Genomic DNA, 15,894 nt, shown 5'->3' with positions numbered 1-15,894 from the left:
GCGGAGAAGTTGAGTACCATAGGCGCGCAAGCTCACCCTATCTCCTTCCATGACCGCCAATCCTCGTGAACTGACGCCGGACATGCTCGCCGAGCTGCTCGAACGTGTCGCCAGACAGGACGCCGCGGCATTGCGCGAGCTTTATGATCTCGCCGCCCCGAAACTGTTCGGCCTCGCGCTCCGTATATTGAGCAGGCACGAGTGGGCCGAGGAAGTCTTGCAGGACAGCTTCGTCAATATCTGGCGCTTTGCCGGCGACTATCGCCGCGCGCTGTCCGCTCCAATGACGTGGATGTCGGCGATCGTCCGCAATCGTGCTCTCGACCACCTGCGGCGAGTCAACGCCCAGGAAACGGAATGGAGCGATGCGTTGGACGATCTCGTGGCAAGCGGTGATCCGGATCCCGAAGCGCTGAGCGCGGTCAGCCTGCAGGCCCGTTTGCTGGCCGGCTGCATGCAGCAGCTGGAACCGGCGCAGCGCCAGGCGGTGGCCCTCGCGTACTTGCGCGATCAAAGCCATAGCGAGATCGCCGAAATGCTGACCGTGCCGCTCGGCACCATCAAGTCATGGATCAGGCGCGGCCTCGCCAAGCTGAAGACCTGCCTGGGAGGCGAGTGATGAATCTCAATCGCTATCCTCAGCTAGTCGATCTGTTGGCCGCCGAATACGTGCTCGGCACGCTGCGCGGCGGCGCACGGCGCCGCTTCGAACGCTATGCGGACCGCGACGCGTCGATCCGCCGGGCCGTCGACGAATGGCAGCGGCGCATCTCGCCGATGGCCGAACTCGCCGGGCCGCGCATGCCGCCTGCCGCCGTATGGGACGCCATCGAACGGCGTCTCGGCCCCGCCGCCGCGCGCGAGGTGGCACGTCCTCGCGCTGTGGTGGAAACACCCGCGCGGCCGTCGCGCGGCATCTTCGAGAACCTCGCGTTCTGGCGCGGCTGGGCAATCGGCGTCACGGGCCTCGCCGCGCTCGCCGTGGTGGTCGCCGTGCGCTCGCTCATGCCGTCAACCACGCCGCCCGTCACCGCGCCGACCGTTGCTCAGCAACCCGAAACGGCGGTGTCGCATGTCGCCGTGCTGAACAACAAGGACGCGCATCCGGTCATGCTGGTCGCGTGGGACGAAGCGCATTCCACCATGACGGTGCAACCGCTCGGCAAGGTCGATTTGCCCGCGGGCCGGGCGATGGAACTGTGGGGCATTCCGGCGAGCGGCCGTCCGGTCTCCCTCGGCATGCTGCCTGACAGCGCGAACGGCAAGGTCACGGCCGGCCAGCAGAAGCCGGAGGATTACGCGGCGCTCGCGGTATCGATCGAAGCGCCGGGCGGCTCGCCTGATCACAATGCGCCGAGCGGTCCGGTGGTGTTCACCGGCAAGCTGCTGCCGGTGTCCTAGGCGTTTCATGATCCGCCGGCGAAGACCGGCATTCGCTGGACGCGGATGCCGGCCTTTGCTTCATCCGCCCTTTGACACAGGGATCGCGCGATGGCTGGACGCGAGCGCGCGATTGCCGCTACCCTAGCCGTATGCAAAGCTTTTACGAAGCCACTGTCACCCGTTCGTCCGCCTATGCGCCGCTGGCTGGCCGGCGTAGCGCCAATGTCTGCGTCATCGGCGGCGGCCTCGCGGGATTGTCCACGGCGTTGCGACTTGCCGAGCGGGGCGTCGCCGACGTCACGGTGCTCGAAGCCCGGCAGGTGGGTTTCGGCGCGTCCGGGCGCAACGGCGGGTTCGTGTTCGGCGGCTACAGCCTCGATTGCGCCGACCTGCTCAACACCCTCGGCGCCGCGCGCGCCCGCGAACTCTATACGCTGACTACCGACGCCGTCGATCTGATGAGGAAGCGCATCGCGCGCTATCGCATCGACTGCGACGCCACCGACGCCGGCGTGATCCTCGCCAACTGGTTCGACGAACCGGCGCGGCTCGAATCGCAGCGGCGCCTGATGCGCGATTCGTTCGGCGTCGAGTGGGAACCGGTCGCGCCGGAGCAGCTCGCTGCGCAACTGAAAACGCGCCGCTACCACGGTGGTCTGTTCGAGCGCAACGCGTTCCACTTTCATCCGCTCAAGTACGTCCTCGGCGTGGCTAACGCCGCGGCGCATGCCGGCGTGCAGATCCACGAGGATTCGCCGGTCGTGCGTCTGCAGCGCGATGGCGACGGCTTCGTGGTGCACACGCAGCACGGCGCGCTCGACGCGCAACACGTGGTGATGGCGGGCGGCGGCTACGCGCGCCGCGTCTACCCATTGGTCGAACGCGCGGTGCTGCCGATCGCCACCTACGTGATGGCGACCGAACCGCTCGGCTCACGTCTGCAAGACGCGATCGACACGCGCGCCGCCGTCTACGACACCCGCTTCGCCTTCGACTATTATCGGCCGCTGCCCGACACGCGCATTCTGTGGGGCGGCCGCATCTCGGTGCGCGACCGCGCGCCGGAGGTGATCGCGCGCCTGTTGCGACGCGATCTGCTGAAGGTCTACCCGCAATTGCACGACGTGCGCATCGAGTACGCATGGGGCGGGCTGATGAGCTATGCGCGGCACAAGATGCCGCAAATCGGTCGCAGTGCGGACGGCGTCTGGTACGCGGTCGGCTTCGGCGGACACGGCATGGCGCCGACCACCGTATCCGGCGAACTGCTGGCGGCGGCGATTGCCGGCGAGCGTCCGGTGCCCGAAGCATTTGCGTCCTTCGGGCTGACGCCCGCTTACGGCGCGCTGGGTTTGGCGGCCGCGCAACTGACCTACACCGCCATGCAGACACGCGACGCGCTCGCCGCGCGCCGCCGGCCTGCGGTTTGACGTCGATCGATACGCGGCCGCTCATGCCCGGGACCCGCTCCAGAGGCCTATTTCGCCATGCTAGAATGCGCCGTCACTGCCGCTCGAATACACAATGAAAAAGGGAAGCAAGGCCGCCGAGCCTGATACCAACGGCATCCCGTCCGACAGTCCGCGTACCGACGCCCGGCGCAAGTACGATCCCGAACAGACTAAGCGCAACATCCTCGAGGTCGCGACCCAGGAGTTCTCCGCGATGGGACTGACGGGCGCGCGCGTCGACGCGATCGCGGAGCGCACGAACACCACCAAGCGCATGCTGTACTACTACTTCGGCAGCAAGGAAGGGTTGTACCAGGCGGTGCTGGAAAAGGTGTATGGAGACATTCGCGCGCTCGAACAGGATCTGCACGTCAGCGAACTCGATCCGATCGAGGGGATGCGCGCGCTGGTCGAGTTTACGTTCGACTATCACGACCGTCAGCGCGATTTCGTGCGGCTCGTGACCATCGAGAATATTCACGGCGCGAAATACGTCGAGCAGGTCAAGACGTTCAAAGGCCGCAACGTCACCGTGATTCATACGATTGAGGATCTGCTGGCGCGCGGCATCGCGGCTGGACAGTTCCGCAGCGACATCGATCCCATCGATCTGCATCTGCTGATCAGTTCGCTGTGCTTTCACCGCGTCGGCAATCGCCATACTTTCGGCACGGCGTTCGGCCGTGATCCGTCGCATCCGCGGTTGCGGGCCCGGCATCGCGCGATGATCGTCGATGCCGTGCTGCGGTTCGTGCGCAAGGACGATTGAGGCAATCGAGCCTCAAAGTAAAAACGGGACGCGCCGCGTCCCGTTTTTTTTTCGTCCGGCTCGAGGAAGGCGCTTAATCCACCAGCACGATCCGCTTGATATCGCCGACGATGAAGATGTACGACAGCGCCCCGACCAGCGCGATCGCGCCGATGAACACCAGCGCGCCGACGAACGAGCCGGTTGCCGCGACGATGAAACCCACCACCAGCGGCGTCACGATGCCGGCCAGATTGGCCGCGAAGTTGAAGATGCCGCCAGTCACGCCGAGCAGGCCGTCCGGCGCGATGTCGGACACCAGCGTCCAGCCGAGTGCGGCCATGCCCTGCGCGAAAAACGCCACGGAAAGAATGGCGATCACCAGCACGTTGCTCTCGACATAGTTGGCGAGAATGATGGTCGACGCGAGCAGCAGGCCGGCGATGATCGGCAGCTTGCGCGCCACGTTCGGTGACTTGCCGCGGCGCAGCAGCCAGTCGGAGAAGAAGCCGCCGAACATCACGCCGATCGACGCGGCAATGAACGGCATGATCGCGAAGAAGCCGATCTTCAGCCACGCCATATGGCGTTCGGTGGCGAGATACGTCGGGAACCAGGTGAGGAAAAACACCAGCGTCGAGTTGCCGGCGAACTGGCCGAGGCAAATGCCCGTCAATTGACGATGCTTGAGCAGACGCCCGATGGTGCGCCATTCGAAGCCGCCCTTCGTCGATGCCGTCGATGCCGCCGATGCGACCTTGCTGGCCGCCGCCCCAGCATCCTTCTTCCGATGCGTGAGACCGCCGCCCGCTTCGATATAGTCGAGCTCCGCCTGATTCGCCGACGGATGATCGCGCGGCTCGCGATAGAACATCCACCAGATCACGCCGAACACGAGGCCCACGCCGCCCACCACATAGAACAGCGAACGCCAGCCGAACGCGCCCATCAGCATGAACAGGAACGGGCTGAAAAACGCGAGGCCGATATATTCGCCGACCGTGTACGTGCCAGTCGCCATGGCGCGTTCGCTCTGCGGGAACCAGGTGGCCACCACGCGGCTGTTGGTCGGAAAGCACGGCGCTTCCGAGACGCCGAGGCCGAGGCGGAACGCGAACAGCGCGCCGATGCCGTGCACCAGCCCTTGCGCGAGTGTGCACAGGGACCAGAAGGTCATCGACAGAAAATACGTCACCTTGCTGCCGAAGCGGTCGAGAAACAGGCCGCCCGGAATCTGCGCGGCCACATAGCTCCACGAAAACACGGAGAACAGCAGCCCCATCAGCGCGGCATTGACGCCGAGTTCCTTGGTCAACTGCGGCGCCGCGATGCCGAGCACCGTGCGGTCGAGATAATTGATCATCGTCCCGACCGCGAGCAGCGCCAGAATCTGAAAGCGGGCTTTCGAGCGGCGCGCGGTGCTCACCGCGACGCCTCGCGGCGCGGCGGTATCGGCGGGAGTGGATTGAATCGGTTGCTGCATGGGGTGTGCGTCTCCTCGATCTGGTTGTTACCGGTCGGCACGCTGCCGGTTAGCGTTGCAACAATGACTGAAAATGGGTGTAGACGCGTTCAGCGTCCGGTTCGAGACCGGTGAAAATGCGCATGGCGTCGACCGCCTGATACACCGCCATGCCGCCACCGCTCAGCGTGCGGCAGCCGAGCGCTTCGGCCGCCTGCAAAAGCGCAGTGCGGATCGGGAAGTAGACGATGTCCGCGACCCACAGATCGCGGTGCAGCAATTCGACCGGCAACGGCAAGCCGGGCAATTTCGCCATTCCGGTGGGCGTGGCGTGAATCAGGCCGTTGGCGGCAGCGAGCGATTCACCGAGCGAACTTCCGGCGCTGACGGTGGCGGCCGGAAAACGCTTCTGCAATTCCTCGGCAAGCGACGCGGCGCGTGTGGCATCCACATCGAATAGCGTGAGCGATTTCGCGCCCATGTTCAGCGCGGCGTGCGCGACTGCCGCGCCGGCGCCGCCCGCGCCCAGTTGCACAACGCGCTCCAGCGACACGTCCGGCAAGCCGCGCTGGAACGCACGCGCGAAACCGGACCAATCCGTGTTGTGGCCGATGCGTTTGCCGTCCTTGAACAGGACCGTGTTGACCGCGCCGAGTGCGCGCGCGTCGTCGGAGAGTTCGTCGAGCAGCGGAATCACGGCCTGCTTGCACGGATAGGTGATGTTCAGGCCGTTGAAGCCCATGCGTTCGGCGGCCATGAGCAGATCGGGTAGCGCGGCAACGTCGAGTTTCAGCGCCTCCAGATCGATGCGCCGGTACACATAGTGCAGGCCGAGCTTGCTGCCCTCTTCCTCGTGCATCGCGGGCGTCAACGATCCGCCGATACCCGCGCCGATCAGGCCGACCAGATAGGAATGAGGTGTTGCCTGTGAGTTCGCTTGCACGTTCGCTTGTACGTTCATTTCGCCGCCCTATGCTTAAGAATGGTCGCCATCCGCTCCAAAGCCAGTACATAGCCTTGCGTGCCGCAACCGATGATGATCGCGTCCGCCACGGCCGACACGTATGAGTGATGCCGGAACGCCTCGCGGCGATGCACGTTTGAAATATGCACTTCGATGACCGGCTTTTCGATTGCCGAGAGCGCGTCTGCGATGGCGACCGAGGTATGCGTGTAAGCCGCCGGATTGATCACGATGCCGTCGACCTTGGTGCGTGCCGCATGCAGCCAGTCGATCAGTTGATGCTCAGCGTTCGACTGGCAGAAGTCGACCACGAGATTCAGGCGCTCTCCCGCATCGCGGCAAAGTTTCGCGACGTCGTCGAGCGTTTCCGAGCCGTAGATGGTCGGCTCGCGCGTGCCGAGCAGATTGAGGTTCGGTCCATTGAGAACCAGTACTGACGCAAAACCCATGACAACCACTCCTGCGAAGTAAGGCATGAAGCCAGCTACGGCAACCGCGGTGCTTTTGCAACGTGAGCGAAGTGTGCGCGCATTAGGCGTCGCCGTCATTCGGGGTTTGTACGAATTTGTACCATCTAGTTAGTTTGTATAGACTGTCGAAAACTTCCGCTAATGTGGGCGATTGTGGCCTGCGTCTTGCTGACGCGTGTAACGAACTGGCCCACTTTCCGCATTGCAGCATGTCCGTCGGCTGGTCATGCACGCGACGCGCGCCGCTCATTGCGCGCCTTGTCCAACAGCCGTTTGATTGTTTTTGCAGGAGCCGTCCATGCAACGTTCGATTGCCACCGTGTCGATCAGCGGAACCCTCGTCGAGAAGCTGACCGCGATCCAGGCGGCGGGCTTCGAAGGCGTCGAGATCTTCGAGAACGATTTGCTGTATTTCGACGGCTCGCCCGCCGACGTGCGGCGCATCGCCGAAGATCTCGGGCTGAAAATCATGCTGTTTCAGCCGTTTCGCGATTTCGACGGGGTCAGCCCGGAGCGCCTCGAACGCAATCTCGACCGCGCGAAGCGCAAGTTCGACGTGATGCATGAACTGGGCACGGACCGCATTCTGGTGTGCAGCAACGTTTCGCCCGACACCATCGGCGATGACTCGCTGATGACCGACCAGCTCGGCGCGCTGGCCCGTGCGGCCGAGGCGGCCGGCGTGATCGCGGGCTATGAAGCGCTCGCCTGGGGCAAGCACGTCAAGACCTACCGGCACGCGTGGAAGCTCGTCAACGCCGTGAATCACCCCAATCTCGGGCTCGTGCTCGACAGCTTTCACACGCTATCGCTCGACGACACGGTGGACCCGATCGCCGACATTCCGGGCGAGCGCATCGCCTTCGTGCAGATCGCCGACGCGCCGAAGCTCGCCATGGACGTGCTCGAATGGAGCCGCCACTATCGCTGCTTCCCGGGCCAGGGCGATTTCGATCTGGCCGGTTTCACGGCGCAAGTCGTGAAAACGGGCTACAGCGGGCCGCTTTCGCTGGAAATTTTCAACGACGGCTTTCGCGCCGCCCCCACCACCATCACGGCGGCGGACGGCCATCGCTCGCTGCTGTTCCTCGAGGAACAGACCCGCGCGCTGCTCGAAAGCACGCGGCAACCGGTTGGCGACCTCTACCGCTCGCCCGCGGCGCCCGCGCACGTCGGCTATCAGTTTCTCGAATTCGCGGTCGACCACGCGACGCGCGCGCAACTCGTCGACTGGCTCGGCAAACTGCGCTTTCGCGAGGCGGGCCGGCATCGTTCGAAGGAAGTCACGCTGTATCAGCACGGCGCGGCCTCGATCGTACTGAACGCCGAGCCGGATTCGTTCGCCAACGCGTTTTTCCAGCAACATGGCTTGTCGCTGTGCGCATCGGCGTTTCGCGTGGACGACGCCAATCAGGCGTTCGAGCGCGCCGCCGGCTTCGGCTACGCGCCGTTCTCCGGGCAGATCGGCCCGAACGAGCGCGTGCTGCCCGCCGTGCAGGCGCCGGACAGCAGCCTGAACTATTTCGTCGACGAAACGCCGAATCAGCCCACCTTGTTCGAGGCCGATTTCGTCCTTACCGACGTCAACGGCCCGACCGAAGTGGGGCCGCTTAGCCGCATCGACCATGTGTGCCTGTCGGTGCCGGCGAATTCGCTGGATACGTGGGTACTGTTTCTGCGCACGGCCTTCGGGTTTCAGGCCGAACCCGGCGTGCTGGTGCCCGATCCGTACGGCCTCGTGCGCAGCCGCGCGCTGCGCAGCGGCGACGGTTCGGTGCGCATCGCGCTGAACGCCTCCGTGGACCATCACACGGCGGTGGCCGAGGCGCTGCACACCTATCACGGCTCGGGTCTGAATCACGTCGCCTTCAGCACCAGCGACATTTTCAGCGCGATTCCCGAGTTCGTCGCCGACGGCTTGCCGGTGCTGCGCATTCCGCGCAATTACTACGAGGATCTCGCCGCCCGCTACGCACTGCCGGACGAGATGCTCGAAGCGCTGCGCGCCAATAACATCCTGTACGACCGCGACGAGCGCGGCGGCGAATTTTTCCACACTTACACGGAACAGCTCGACCAGCGGTTTTTCATGGAGATCGTCGAGCGGCGCGGCGGTTACGACGGCTATGGCGCGGCCAACGCCGCCGTGCGGCTCGCCGCGCAGGCGCAGCGGCGCAAATAGCCCGCCGGCCGTGGTGGGCCTTCGCCCGCTCATCCGCCGAATCGCACCGGATCGGGCACGGCGTGTGCGGCGTCGGCTGGGGTAGCCGCGCCGCACCGATATAATGGCGCCTGATTTCGCGGCCGATGCCGCGCGGCTGCGGCATGTGCGCGCAGCGCGCGTATCTTCAGCCGAATGTAACGCCAGGAGAGATATGAAGAAGTTTGCCGTAGTTCTGTCAGTGCCCCTGCTCCTCAGCGCTTGCGCGTACTTCCAGAAGAATCCGGATGCCGGCGAGCCCGTCACGGACACCACCACGCAGCGCTCCGTCAACGACGTGGTCTCGTGCCTCACGCAAGTGGCCAGCAGCCACGACGCCGCGTTCAAGTCCACGGCGATCCCGCAAGGCCAGATGCTCGACTTCGGCGATTCGAATATCGTCAAGGTGCGTAGCGACAACGGCGCCACCACTTACCGTTTCTATGCGGGCAAGCGCCACGTGAGCAACCTGTGGATCGAGTCAGCAGGCAAAACCTGCGCCCCGTAAAGGTTTGCGGGGGAACGAAGCGTCCGTGTGAGAATCGGTTAACTGGTCCGGCGCAATCTTCGTGTCATGGTGTTACAGGACAATGTGTCTTAAGAATCGTTTAAGTCTTCGTCCGCATCATCCACCCGACACTATCCCGTGCAAGGTGCGAACCATGAACCAGCCCGATCCCAACACGAACGACTCGCCGGCGCCGGCCAAACGGCCCACCATGCTGCGCCGCCTGCTGAGCCACCACGAGCTGGCAACGCTGCTGCTGTTGCTGCATGCGCCGATCGACGCGTTCGCGAAACCCGAGATTCCGCAGCTTCACGAAGCCGGCCTGATCGAGACGGTTTCCGGCGACGCCGGCGCTTCGCATATCCGTCTGACGCCTGAAGGTAATGCCGTGCTGCGCGGCCTCGGCATCAAGTAACGCGCCGTAGCCGAACCTTGCGACTCATGCCTGCCACACGCCGTACCCTGCTTCACGCAGTCCAATCGCCAATTCCACTTCCATATCCTGTGCGCCGCGATAAGGCATGGGATTGAACACTTCGTACAGTTCAGGCACGAGACGTAAGCCGTAGTCGCGCACGTAGCGATTGGCCTGAATGCCGGCCTTATGCCGGTCGAAGCGCAGATCCGGGTCCAGTCCCGTCATTCCCACATACACGCAAGGCCTGTCGAACCGGTAGTCCGGATTCGCGCGGCGAAAGCGCGCCGCGTTCCAGACCTTGTCGTCCAGCGCGACGACGTAGACGTAGTAGTGATGCTTGCGACGAGCCATGTGCGGCGCTTCAGCTCCGCGAAGTGCCGTGCAGCAGCATGCGGTATTCGGTCGGCGTGACGCCGACGGTCGCCTTGAATTGCCGCGTGAACGCGCTGTGGTCGGTGTAGCCGCACAGCGCGGCGACGTCGGTGACTTTGTCGTGTGAAACCAGCAGCGCCGTGGCGGCGTCCAGCCGGGTTTTCAGCAACACCTGGCGCGGCGTCAGATGAAACACTTTGTGAAAATAGCGCTCCAGTTGCGCGACCGACATATCCGCCATGGACGCGAGCTGCTTCAGATTCAAAGGCTGGACGTAATTTTCCTGGATCGACTGCACGACCGCGGCGAGGCGGCTGTAGGCCGGATGACTGCTTTCATCCGCTTTCAGATCGCGGGAAATGCCGGCGAGGCCGACCACCTTGCCGGCGGGATCGCGCAGCGGCTGCTTGCAGGTCAGACACCAGCCCGGCTGGCGGCCGGGATACAGATGCAGTTCCAACTGGTCGATCATCTGGTTGCCGACGTTGATGATCGCCTTGTCCTGCGCCGTGTAGATGCGCCCGAAGCGGCGCGGGAACACATCCTCGGCGGTCCGGCCGAGCAGCGCGGCCTTTTCCTTGTAACCGCAGCGGGACGCGAGCGTGCGGTTGACCAGTGCATAGCGCGCCTGAGCGTCCTTGACGAAGAACACGACGTCCGGCATGGCGTCGAACACCGGTTCGAGCAGCCGGAAGTGGGACAGCATGCCGGACAGCGTTGCATCGTCCGGTTCTACAGGATGAGCCAGCGTGTTCATCGTGCGGGTCCCGTGGATGCGTGCGTTGATAGGGGCATTCGGGGAGCGTTCGTCGTTGCGGCGTTGGGTGCTACGGTTGCTCTGCTGCTCTGTTGCTCTGTTGCTCTGTTGCTCTGTTGATCTGTTGCCGGTTGCCGGTTGCCGACCGACGCTCGGGGCTTCGAGTTTGGCCCCAAGGCGCCTGGCACATGCGGTCGATTATAGGGCCGCGCCACCTCCAACAATATCCCGCGGAACGGGGACGAACGGGTCATTCAGCCGGCGGCGGCTCGGTTCCCGCCGCCATCAACGTGCCGATTTGCGCCGGACTGAAAGGCGGACGCGGCGCGGCGGCCCGCCAGCCAAAGTACAGATTCGCCGCTGCGCCGCAGATTCTTCCCTGGCAGGCGCCCATGCCGCAGCGGGTGTGCAGCCTGGCCTCGCGCCAGTCCGAAAAAGCGCGCACCTCGCCGATGCTCACGTCCTCGCAGCGGCACAGTAGCGTGGCATCGGCGGGCGGCGTGCGCGCGGCGTCCCGCAAGGCGAAGGTGGTGTCGACGCGCCTCGCGAACCGCTGCCATCGCGCGCGCTGGGCGTTGAGCGCGACGTGATCCGCGGTGGCGCTACCGCTTGCAAAGAGGCCGGCAATCTCCCCTTCCACGCCAGCCAGTTCGGCGCCGCGACGCCAGTGCACTCGCCCGCCGCGAAAACGCCCTCCACCGACGTACGCTGCTCGCCATCGACGACGATCTCGCCCGCTTTGCCGATTGCGCAGCCGAGCCCCTGGGCCAGGGTGACGTTCGGTACGAGTCCATAGCCGCAGGCCACGCGCTCGCAGTCGAGTGCGACGCTCGTGCCGTTGCGGCCGCGCCTGATCGTGACGCGCTCGACGCGGCCTTCGCCGTGCGCAGCTTCAACGACACTGCTGGTCCAGTAGTGCGTCCCGGCGAAACCATGCGTCATGCCGAAGGCTTGCCGCAACTTCGCGGGCGCGGCCAGCAGCGACACGCCGAAGCGCGCGACGTCGAACGCCGAAGCCTGCTCCACCACCGCCATCACCCGTGCCCCGGCCGCGCGCGCAGTGGCAAGCGCCGCGATCAGCAAAGGACCGCTGCCGGCAAGCACGATCCGCTCGCCACGCACCGGCATGCCGCCTTTGACCAGCGCCTGCAGCGCGCCCGCGCCGGTCACGCCCGGCAAGGTCCAGCCGGCGAACGGCAGGAGCCGTTCGCGCGCACCGGCAGCAAGGATCAGGCGCTCGTACGTAACGACCGCACCGCCGCGCTCCGCCGATTCGAGCAACAACCCGCGGGAATCAAGCGGCGCGACCACGCGAGTCGACGGCCAGTGTGTGATGGTGCTCCGCCCGTTTATTGCAGTGAGCAGGTTGTGCAGCGGCGCTTGCGGGACATGGCCCGGACCCTGACGCCAGATCTGACCGCCGGCGCGCGGGTTGTCGTCGAGCAGCGCAACTGACGCGCCCCCGCACGCGGCCGCGCGGGCGGCGTTCAAGCCGGCAGGACCGGCTCCGACGATGACGATGTCGAAGTGCTGGTTCATCGCGTAGCCGCTGCCTCTCGTGGCGTGCCCGCCGCATTGCAGGTAAGAACGATCTGACCGTCCCGGCACAAAGTCTGGCACGCCAGCGCATGTGCCCGGCCGTCGATCGTCACGCGGCATTCCTCGCACACGCCCATACCGCACAGCGCCGCGCGAGGCTGGCCGCTCAGCGAGATCCGCGTACTGCGAACGCCCGCTAACACGAGTGCCGCGGCCACGGTCGTACCGGCATCAACGTCGATACCGTGGCCGTCGATCGTCAAGCTGACGCGTGTCGTCGCGCTCGCGCTATGCATGCATCGCCTTTTGCGCAAAACGCACTGGCAGATAAGGCTCGACGTCGATCAGCGCGGCACTCGCCACGATCTGCGCGGCAAGGAGCTTCGCGGTAGCGAGCGAGGTCGTCACGCCCAAACCCTCGTGACCCACGGCGAGCCACACGCCCGGCGCGAAATCGCCGGCCGGACCGATCAGCGGCAGTCCGTCGGGCGAGGCTGCGCGAAATCCGGTCCACGCGCGAATGCCATTGAGCGTCGGCAGCACCGGCAGATAGCGCGCGGCGCGTTGCAGCATTTGCGCGAGCACGGGCATGTCGACGGCGGGATCGACGGTGTCGAACTGACGCGAGGAGCCGATCAGCAATTGTCCTGTGGGCCGCGGCTGCGCATTGAACGCCACGGAGGTGCCGGCCGCGTGATGCGCGCTCCGGACGTAGCCGAGTTCGAGCAACTGATGGCGGATCAGGCCGGGATAACGGTCTGTGATCAGCAGGTGGCCTTTCTTCGGCCGCAAGGGCAGCGGCGGCACCAGCTGCCGCGCACCCAGACCATTGGCCACGATGACGTGCGCCGCGCCGACGCGCTCTCCGTCCGCGAGCGTCACGCCGCTCGCGTCGACCGACGTCACCGTCGTGCCCAATCGCACGTGGATCTTCGCAGCGGCCGGCGATTGCGTCAGCAGCCATGCGGCGACGGTCGGCGCGTACACGATGCTGTCGTGCTCGATCCGCAACCCGCCCGCCAGCGACGCGTCCAGCGCCGGCTCGCAAGCTCGCAACACGGACGCGTCCAGCAGTTGCGCGGCAATCCCGCGAGCCTCGAACGCGCCATGCATGGCGCGGGCGGCTTGCCACTCCTCTTCGTCGGCTGCGACCCAGAGCGTGCCGCAGCGCGCGAACGCGTCGCGCGGACGCAGTTGCGGCGCGAGTTCCAACCACAAATCTCGTGAATAGCGGCTGAGCGTGAATTCCGCCGGCGAGTCGTTCATCACGACGATGTGCCCCATGCCCGCCGCCGTCGCGCCGCCGCCGACGCCCTGCGCGTCGAGCACCTCGACCCGCATGCCGAGCGCCGCCAGTTCCGCCGCGCACGCCGCGCCGACAATGCCCGCCCCGACGATCAACGCGTCCGCTGTCATGCCGTGCGGATGCCCCAGGCGAAGGGATCGCGCTCGTCGAAGCACAGGCGCGCTTCTGCCGTGACGTACGCGTGACCGGTAATGGTGGGAATCACGTGGACCCCGTCGCCGGCATGGCGGTAGCTCGCGTCGAACACGCTGCCGATAATGCTCTCCTGCCGCCACACCGCGCCCTCGGCCAGCTTGCCACCGGCCGCGAGACAGGCCAGCTTGGCGCTCGTCCCGGTGCCGCATGGCGAGCGGTCGTACGCACTGCCGGGACAGAGCACGAAGCTGCGGCTGTCGATGCCGTCGCGCGAACCGGGGCCGAAGAGTTCGATGTGGTCGATCAAGGCGCCATCCGCGCCGGTGATGCCTTGCGCGATCAGCGCGTCGCGAATCGCCTCGCTGAACGCCGTCAATTCGCCGATCCGCGCTGACTCCAGCGTGCGCCCATGGTCGGCGACGAGAAAAAACCAGTTGCCGCCCCAGCCGATGTCGCCGGTCAACACGCCGTAGCCCGGCACGTCCACCCGCACGGATTCCCGATAGCGATAGGCCGGCACGTTGCGCACGGCGACGCTGCCGTCCTCGTTGAGCGTGGCTTCGACAATGCCGACCGGCGTCTCGATCCGGTGACGCCCCGGGCCGATCCGTCCCAGGTGCGCCAGCGAGACGACGAGACCGATCGTGCCGTGCCCGCACATGCCGAGATAGCCGACGTTGTTGAAAAAGATCACGCCGGCCGTGCACGTAGGGTCGTCCGGCTCGCAGAGCAATGCGCCCACTACCACGTCCGAGCCGCGCGGTTCGGTGACGATGCCCGCGCGCCAGTCGTCGAACTGCGTGCGGAACACGTCGAGCCGTTGCGCCAATGTGCCGCCGCCGAGATCCGGGCCGCCCGACACCACAAGGCGGGTCGGTTCACCGCCTGTGTGCGAGTCGATGATGTCCAAGGTTTTCATGATGCTCATGGTAGAAACGGCGGGCGCTCGAGTCTTGGTGCGCGTGCGCGTGGATTGTGACGATTTTGGCATAGCTATGCGATGACGCGACGGCTGCGGGTTACTCGCGGATCCCGGACCGCATGCGTCCGCAGATGCCCAACGGGCGTGGCCCGGAGCGCATGACGCCGTGCCAGTCACGCGCTCTCAATGCAGCTCGCGCTTTATCTCGAAATGAGCCAACCGCCTTGATCCGGCGACTCTCCAGGCAAAGCGACTATGCCGAAATCGTCATCCGCCACGCGCGGTTCACGCAAGACGGCAAGATTTTCCCTGCTTACACTGCGCTTGAACACATCACACTCAGGAGAGCAGTCGTGGCGCATATCTGGGAAGGCGTATTGCCCGCAGTCACCACCAAATTCCATGCGGATTTCAGCATAGATCGAGCGTGGACCGGCAAGAATATCGAGGCGCAGATCGACGCGGGAGTGGACGGCATCATCGTGTGCGGATCGCTGGGCGAAGCGTCCACGCTCTCGCTGGATGAGAAGCTGCAAGTGCTCGACATCGCCGTGGAGGCTTCGCGCGGCCGCGTGCCGGTCCTGTTGACGATCGCCGAAAACAGCACGCTCGACGCCTGCCGGCAGGCCGAAGCCGGCGGCCGTCATGGCGCGGCCGGCTACATGGTGCTGCCGGGGCTGCGTTACCTGTCGGACCGCCGCGAGACTTTGCACCATTTCCGCAGCGTCGCCGACGCGAGCGCGCTGCCGCTGATGATCTACAACAACCCGCTTGCCTACGGCGTCGACATGACGCCCGACATGTTCGCGGAAATCGCCGACGAGCAGAAGATCGTCGCGATCAAGGAATCATGCGGCGACGTGCGGCGCGTGACCGATCTGATCAACGCGGTCGGTGACCGTTTCGCGATTCTCTGCGGGGTCGACAATCTCGCGATGGAAGCGATGCTGATGGGCGCGCATGGCTGGGTGGCCGGTCTCGTATGCGCGTTCCCGCGTGAGACGGTGGTGATCTACAAGTTGCTGAAGGCGGGACGCCTGGAGGAAGCGCGAGCGATCTACCGCTGGTTTGCGCCGCTGCTCGCCCTCGACGTGTCGGCGAAGCTGGTGCAGAACATCAAGCTTGCCGAGACTATCGTCGGATTGGGCACTGAGCCGGTGCGCCCGCCCCGTCTGCCGCTGGCAGGCGACGAACGCATGGCCGTCGAAGCATTGATTCGCAAGGCGCTGGAAACGCGGCCGGCGCTGCCGCGGATTTGA

16 protein-coding genes and 1 pseudogene are annotated in these 15,894 nt (G+C 65.4%); 8 read left to right on the top strand and 9 right to left on the bottom strand.

Going from position 1 to position 15,894, the window contains the following annotated elements; genetic code table 11:
* The first annotated feature begins 49 nt into the window (after window positions 1–49).
* The 4 genes from RI103_RS23745 (at window position 50) to RI103_RS23730 (ending at window position 3,603) form a co-directional block, all read left to right on the top strand.
* Window positions 50–619, top strand: coding sequence for a sigma-70 family RNA polymerase sigma factor (locus RI103_RS23745; protein WP_310818017.1), 570 nt, complete (start codon window positions 50–52; stop codon window positions 617–619).
* Window positions 619–1,401 (top strand): anti-sigma factor domain-containing protein, encoded by a 783-nt coding sequence (locus RI103_RS23740; protein ID WP_310818016.1) that lies wholly within the window; start codon window positions 619–621, stop codon window positions 1,399–1,401. Before RI103_RS23745 ends, RI103_RS23740 begins: the two co-directional genes overlap by 1 nt.
* A gap of 131 nt (window positions 1,402–1,532) precedes the next feature.
* Window positions 1,533–2,813, top strand: a complete 1,281-nt coding sequence (locus RI103_RS23735; RefSeq protein WP_310818014.1) for an FAD-binding oxidoreductase — start codon at window positions 1,533–1,535, stop codon at window positions 2,811–2,813.
* Between the two features lie 94 nt (window positions 2,814–2,907).
* On the top strand, window positions 2,908–3,603 hold the full coding sequence (locus tag RI103_RS23730) for a TetR/AcrR family transcriptional regulator (protein ID WP_310818013.1): 696 nt from the start codon (window positions 2,908–2,910) through the stop codon (window positions 3,601–3,603).
* A 73-nt stretch (window positions 3,604–3,676) separates the two neighbouring features.
* Here RI103_RS23730 and RI103_RS23725 read toward each other — a convergent pair whose 3' ends face one another.
* From RI103_RS23725 to aroQ, 3 genes are read right to left on the bottom strand one after another with little or no spacing between them, the layout of a single operon-like run.
* Entirely contained in the window at window positions 3,677–5,065 is a 1,389-nt protein-coding gene (locus RI103_RS23725; protein WP_310818012.1) for an MFS transporter, read from the bottom strand.
* A 49-nt stretch (window positions 5,066–5,114) separates the two neighbouring features.
* The gene (locus RI103_RS23720; protein WP_310818011.1) at window positions 5,115–6,005 is read right to left on the bottom strand and encodes a shikimate dehydrogenase; all 891 of its coding nucleotides are present in this window, start codon (window positions 6,003–6,005) and stop codon (window positions 5,115–5,117) included.
* On the bottom strand, window positions 6,002–6,457 hold the full coding sequence (gene aroQ / locus RI103_RS23715) for a type II 3-dehydroquinate dehydratase (RefSeq protein WP_310818009.1): 456 nt from the start codon (window positions 6,455–6,457) through the stop codon (window positions 6,002–6,004). Before aroQ ends, RI103_RS23720 begins: the two co-directional genes overlap by 4 nt.
* Before the next feature lie 319 nt (window positions 6,458–6,776).
* Here aroQ and RI103_RS23710 point away from each other — a divergent pair, with 319 nt between their 5' ends.
* The 3 genes from RI103_RS23710 (at window position 6,777) to RI103_RS23700 (ending at window position 9,601) form a co-directional block, all read left to right on the top strand.
* On the top strand, window positions 6,777–8,660 hold the full coding sequence (locus tag RI103_RS23710; RefSeq protein WP_310818007.1) for a TIM barrel protein: 1,884 nt from the start codon (window positions 6,777–6,779) through the stop codon (window positions 8,658–8,660).
* A gap of 193 nt (window positions 8,661–8,853) precedes the next feature.
* Window positions 8,854–9,186, top strand: a complete 333-nt coding sequence (locus tag RI103_RS23705; RefSeq protein WP_310818006.1) for a hypothetical protein — start codon at window positions 8,854–8,856, stop codon at window positions 9,184–9,186.
* A 154-nt stretch (window positions 9,187–9,340) separates the two neighbouring features.
* Window positions 9,341–9,601 carry a hypothetical protein gene (locus tag RI103_RS23700; RefSeq protein WP_310818005.1) on the top strand — a complete coding sequence of 87 codons (261 nt, stop codon included), beginning with the start codon at window positions 9,341–9,343 and terminating at the stop codon, window positions 9,599–9,601.
* A 24-nt stretch (window positions 9,602–9,625) separates the two neighbouring features.
* Here the strand turns inward: RI103_RS23700 and RI103_RS23695 are convergent, their stop codons facing one another.
* The 6 genes and pseudogenes from RI103_RS23695 to RI103_RS23670 form a co-directional block, all read right to left on the bottom strand.
* Window positions 9,626–9,955, bottom strand: coding sequence for a hypothetical protein (locus tag RI103_RS23695; protein ID WP_310818004.1), 330 nt, complete (start codon window positions 9,953–9,955; stop codon window positions 9,626–9,628).
* 10 nt (window positions 9,956–9,965) lie between these two features.
* Window positions 9,966–10,733 (bottom strand): AraC family transcriptional regulator, encoded by a 768-nt coding sequence (locus tag RI103_RS23690; RefSeq protein WP_310818003.1) that lies wholly within the window; start codon window positions 10,731–10,733, stop codon window positions 9,966–9,968.
* 250 nt (window positions 10,734–10,983) lie between these two features.
* A pseudogene (locus tag RI103_RS23685) lies at window positions 10,984–12,272 on the bottom strand (FAD-dependent oxidoreductase).
* A complete protein-coding gene (locus RI103_RS23680) occupies window positions 12,269–12,568 on the bottom strand; it encodes a (2Fe-2S)-binding protein (protein WP_310818002.1) in 300 nt (99 codons plus the stop codon). Before RI103_RS23680 ends, RI103_RS23685 begins: the two are co-directional and overlap by 4 nt.
* The gene (locus RI103_RS23675; protein ID WP_310818001.1) at window positions 12,561–13,688 is read right to left on the bottom strand and encodes an FAD-dependent oxidoreductase; all 1,128 of its coding nucleotides are present in this window, start codon (window positions 13,686–13,688) and stop codon (window positions 12,561–12,563) included. The genes RI103_RS23680 and RI103_RS23675 overlap by 8 nt, the downstream gene beginning before the upstream one ends.
* Window positions 13,685–14,641, bottom strand: a complete 957-nt coding sequence (locus tag RI103_RS23670) for a 4-hydroxyproline epimerase (protein WP_310818000.1) — start codon at window positions 14,639–14,641, stop codon at window positions 13,685–13,687. Before RI103_RS23670 ends, RI103_RS23675 begins: the two co-directional genes overlap by 4 nt.
* Window positions 14,642–14,988: 347 nt before the next feature.
* On the opposite strand from RI103_RS23670, the gene RI103_RS23665 reads away from it, so the two are divergent.
* Entirely contained in the window at window positions 14,989–15,894 is a 906-nt protein-coding gene (locus RI103_RS23665) for a dihydrodipicolinate synthase family protein (RefSeq protein ID WP_310817998.1), read from the top strand.

Origin of the sequence: Paraburkholderia sp. FT54 (genome assembly GCF_031585635.1) — a bacterium.
GTDB lineage: Bacteria > Pseudomonadota > Gammaproteobacteria > Burkholderiales > Burkholderiaceae > Paraburkholderia.
Note: the sequence above shows the minus strand (reverse complement) of the source record. Positions and strands in the feature narration are given on the sequence as shown.

Bases quoted from the DNA above. Each gene is read 5' to 3' on its own strand.
- RI103_RS23700 (WP_310818005.1), top strand. From the start codon at position 9,341: ATGAACCAGCCCGATCCCAACACGAACGACTCGCCGGCGCCGGCCAAA.
- RI103_RS23725 (WP_310818012.1), bottom strand. From the start codon at position 5,065: ATGCAGCAACCGATTCAATCCACTCCCGCCGATACCGCCGCGCCGCGA.
- RI103_RS23710 (WP_310818007.1), top strand. From the start codon at position 6,777: ATGCAACGTTCGATTGCCACCGTGTCGATCAGCGGAACCCTCGTCGAG.
- RI103_RS23680 (WP_310818002.1), bottom strand. From the start codon at position 12,568: ATGCATAGCGCGAGCGCGACGACACGCGTCAGCTTGACGATCGACGGC.
- RI103_RS23740 (WP_310818016.1), top strand. From the start codon at position 619: ATGAATCTCAATCGCTATCCTCAGCTAGTCGATCTGTTGGCCGCCGAA.
- RI103_RS23705 (WP_310818006.1), top strand. From the start codon at position 8,854: ATGAAGAAGTTTGCCGTAGTTCTGTCAGTGCCCCTGCTCCTCAGCGCT.
- aroQ (WP_310818009.1), bottom strand. From the start codon at position 6,457: ATGGGTTTTGCGTCAGTACTGGTTCTCAATGGACCGAACCTCAATCTG.
- RI103_RS23745 (WP_310818017.1), top strand. From the start codon at position 50: ATGACCGCCAATCCTCGTGAACTGACGCCGGACATGCTCGCCGAGCTG.
- RI103_RS23735 (WP_310818014.1), top strand. From the start codon at position 1,533: ATGCAAAGCTTTTACGAAGCCACTGTCACCCGTTCGTCCGCCTATGCG.
- RI103_RS23695 (WP_310818004.1), bottom strand. From the start codon at position 9,955: ATGGCTCGTCGCAAGCATCACTACTACGTCTACGTCGTCGCGCTGGAC.
- RI103_RS23720 (WP_310818011.1), bottom strand. From the start codon at position 6,005: ATGAACGTACAAGCGAACGTGCAAGCGAACTCACAGGCAACACCTCAT.
- RI103_RS23690 (WP_310818003.1), bottom strand. From the start codon at position 10,733: ATGAACACGCTGGCTCATCCTGTAGAACCGGACGATGCAACGCTGTCC.
- RI103_RS23670 (WP_310818000.1), bottom strand. From the start codon at position 14,641: ATGAGCATCATGAAAACCTTGGACATCATCGACTCGCACACAGGCGGT.
- RI103_RS23675 (WP_310818001.1), bottom strand. From the start codon at position 13,688: ATGACAGCGGACGCGTTGATCGTCGGGGCGGGCATTGTCGGCGCGGCG.
- RI103_RS23730 (WP_310818013.1), top strand. From the start codon at position 2,908: ATGAAAAAGGGAAGCAAGGCCGCCGAGCCTGATACCAACGGCATCCCG.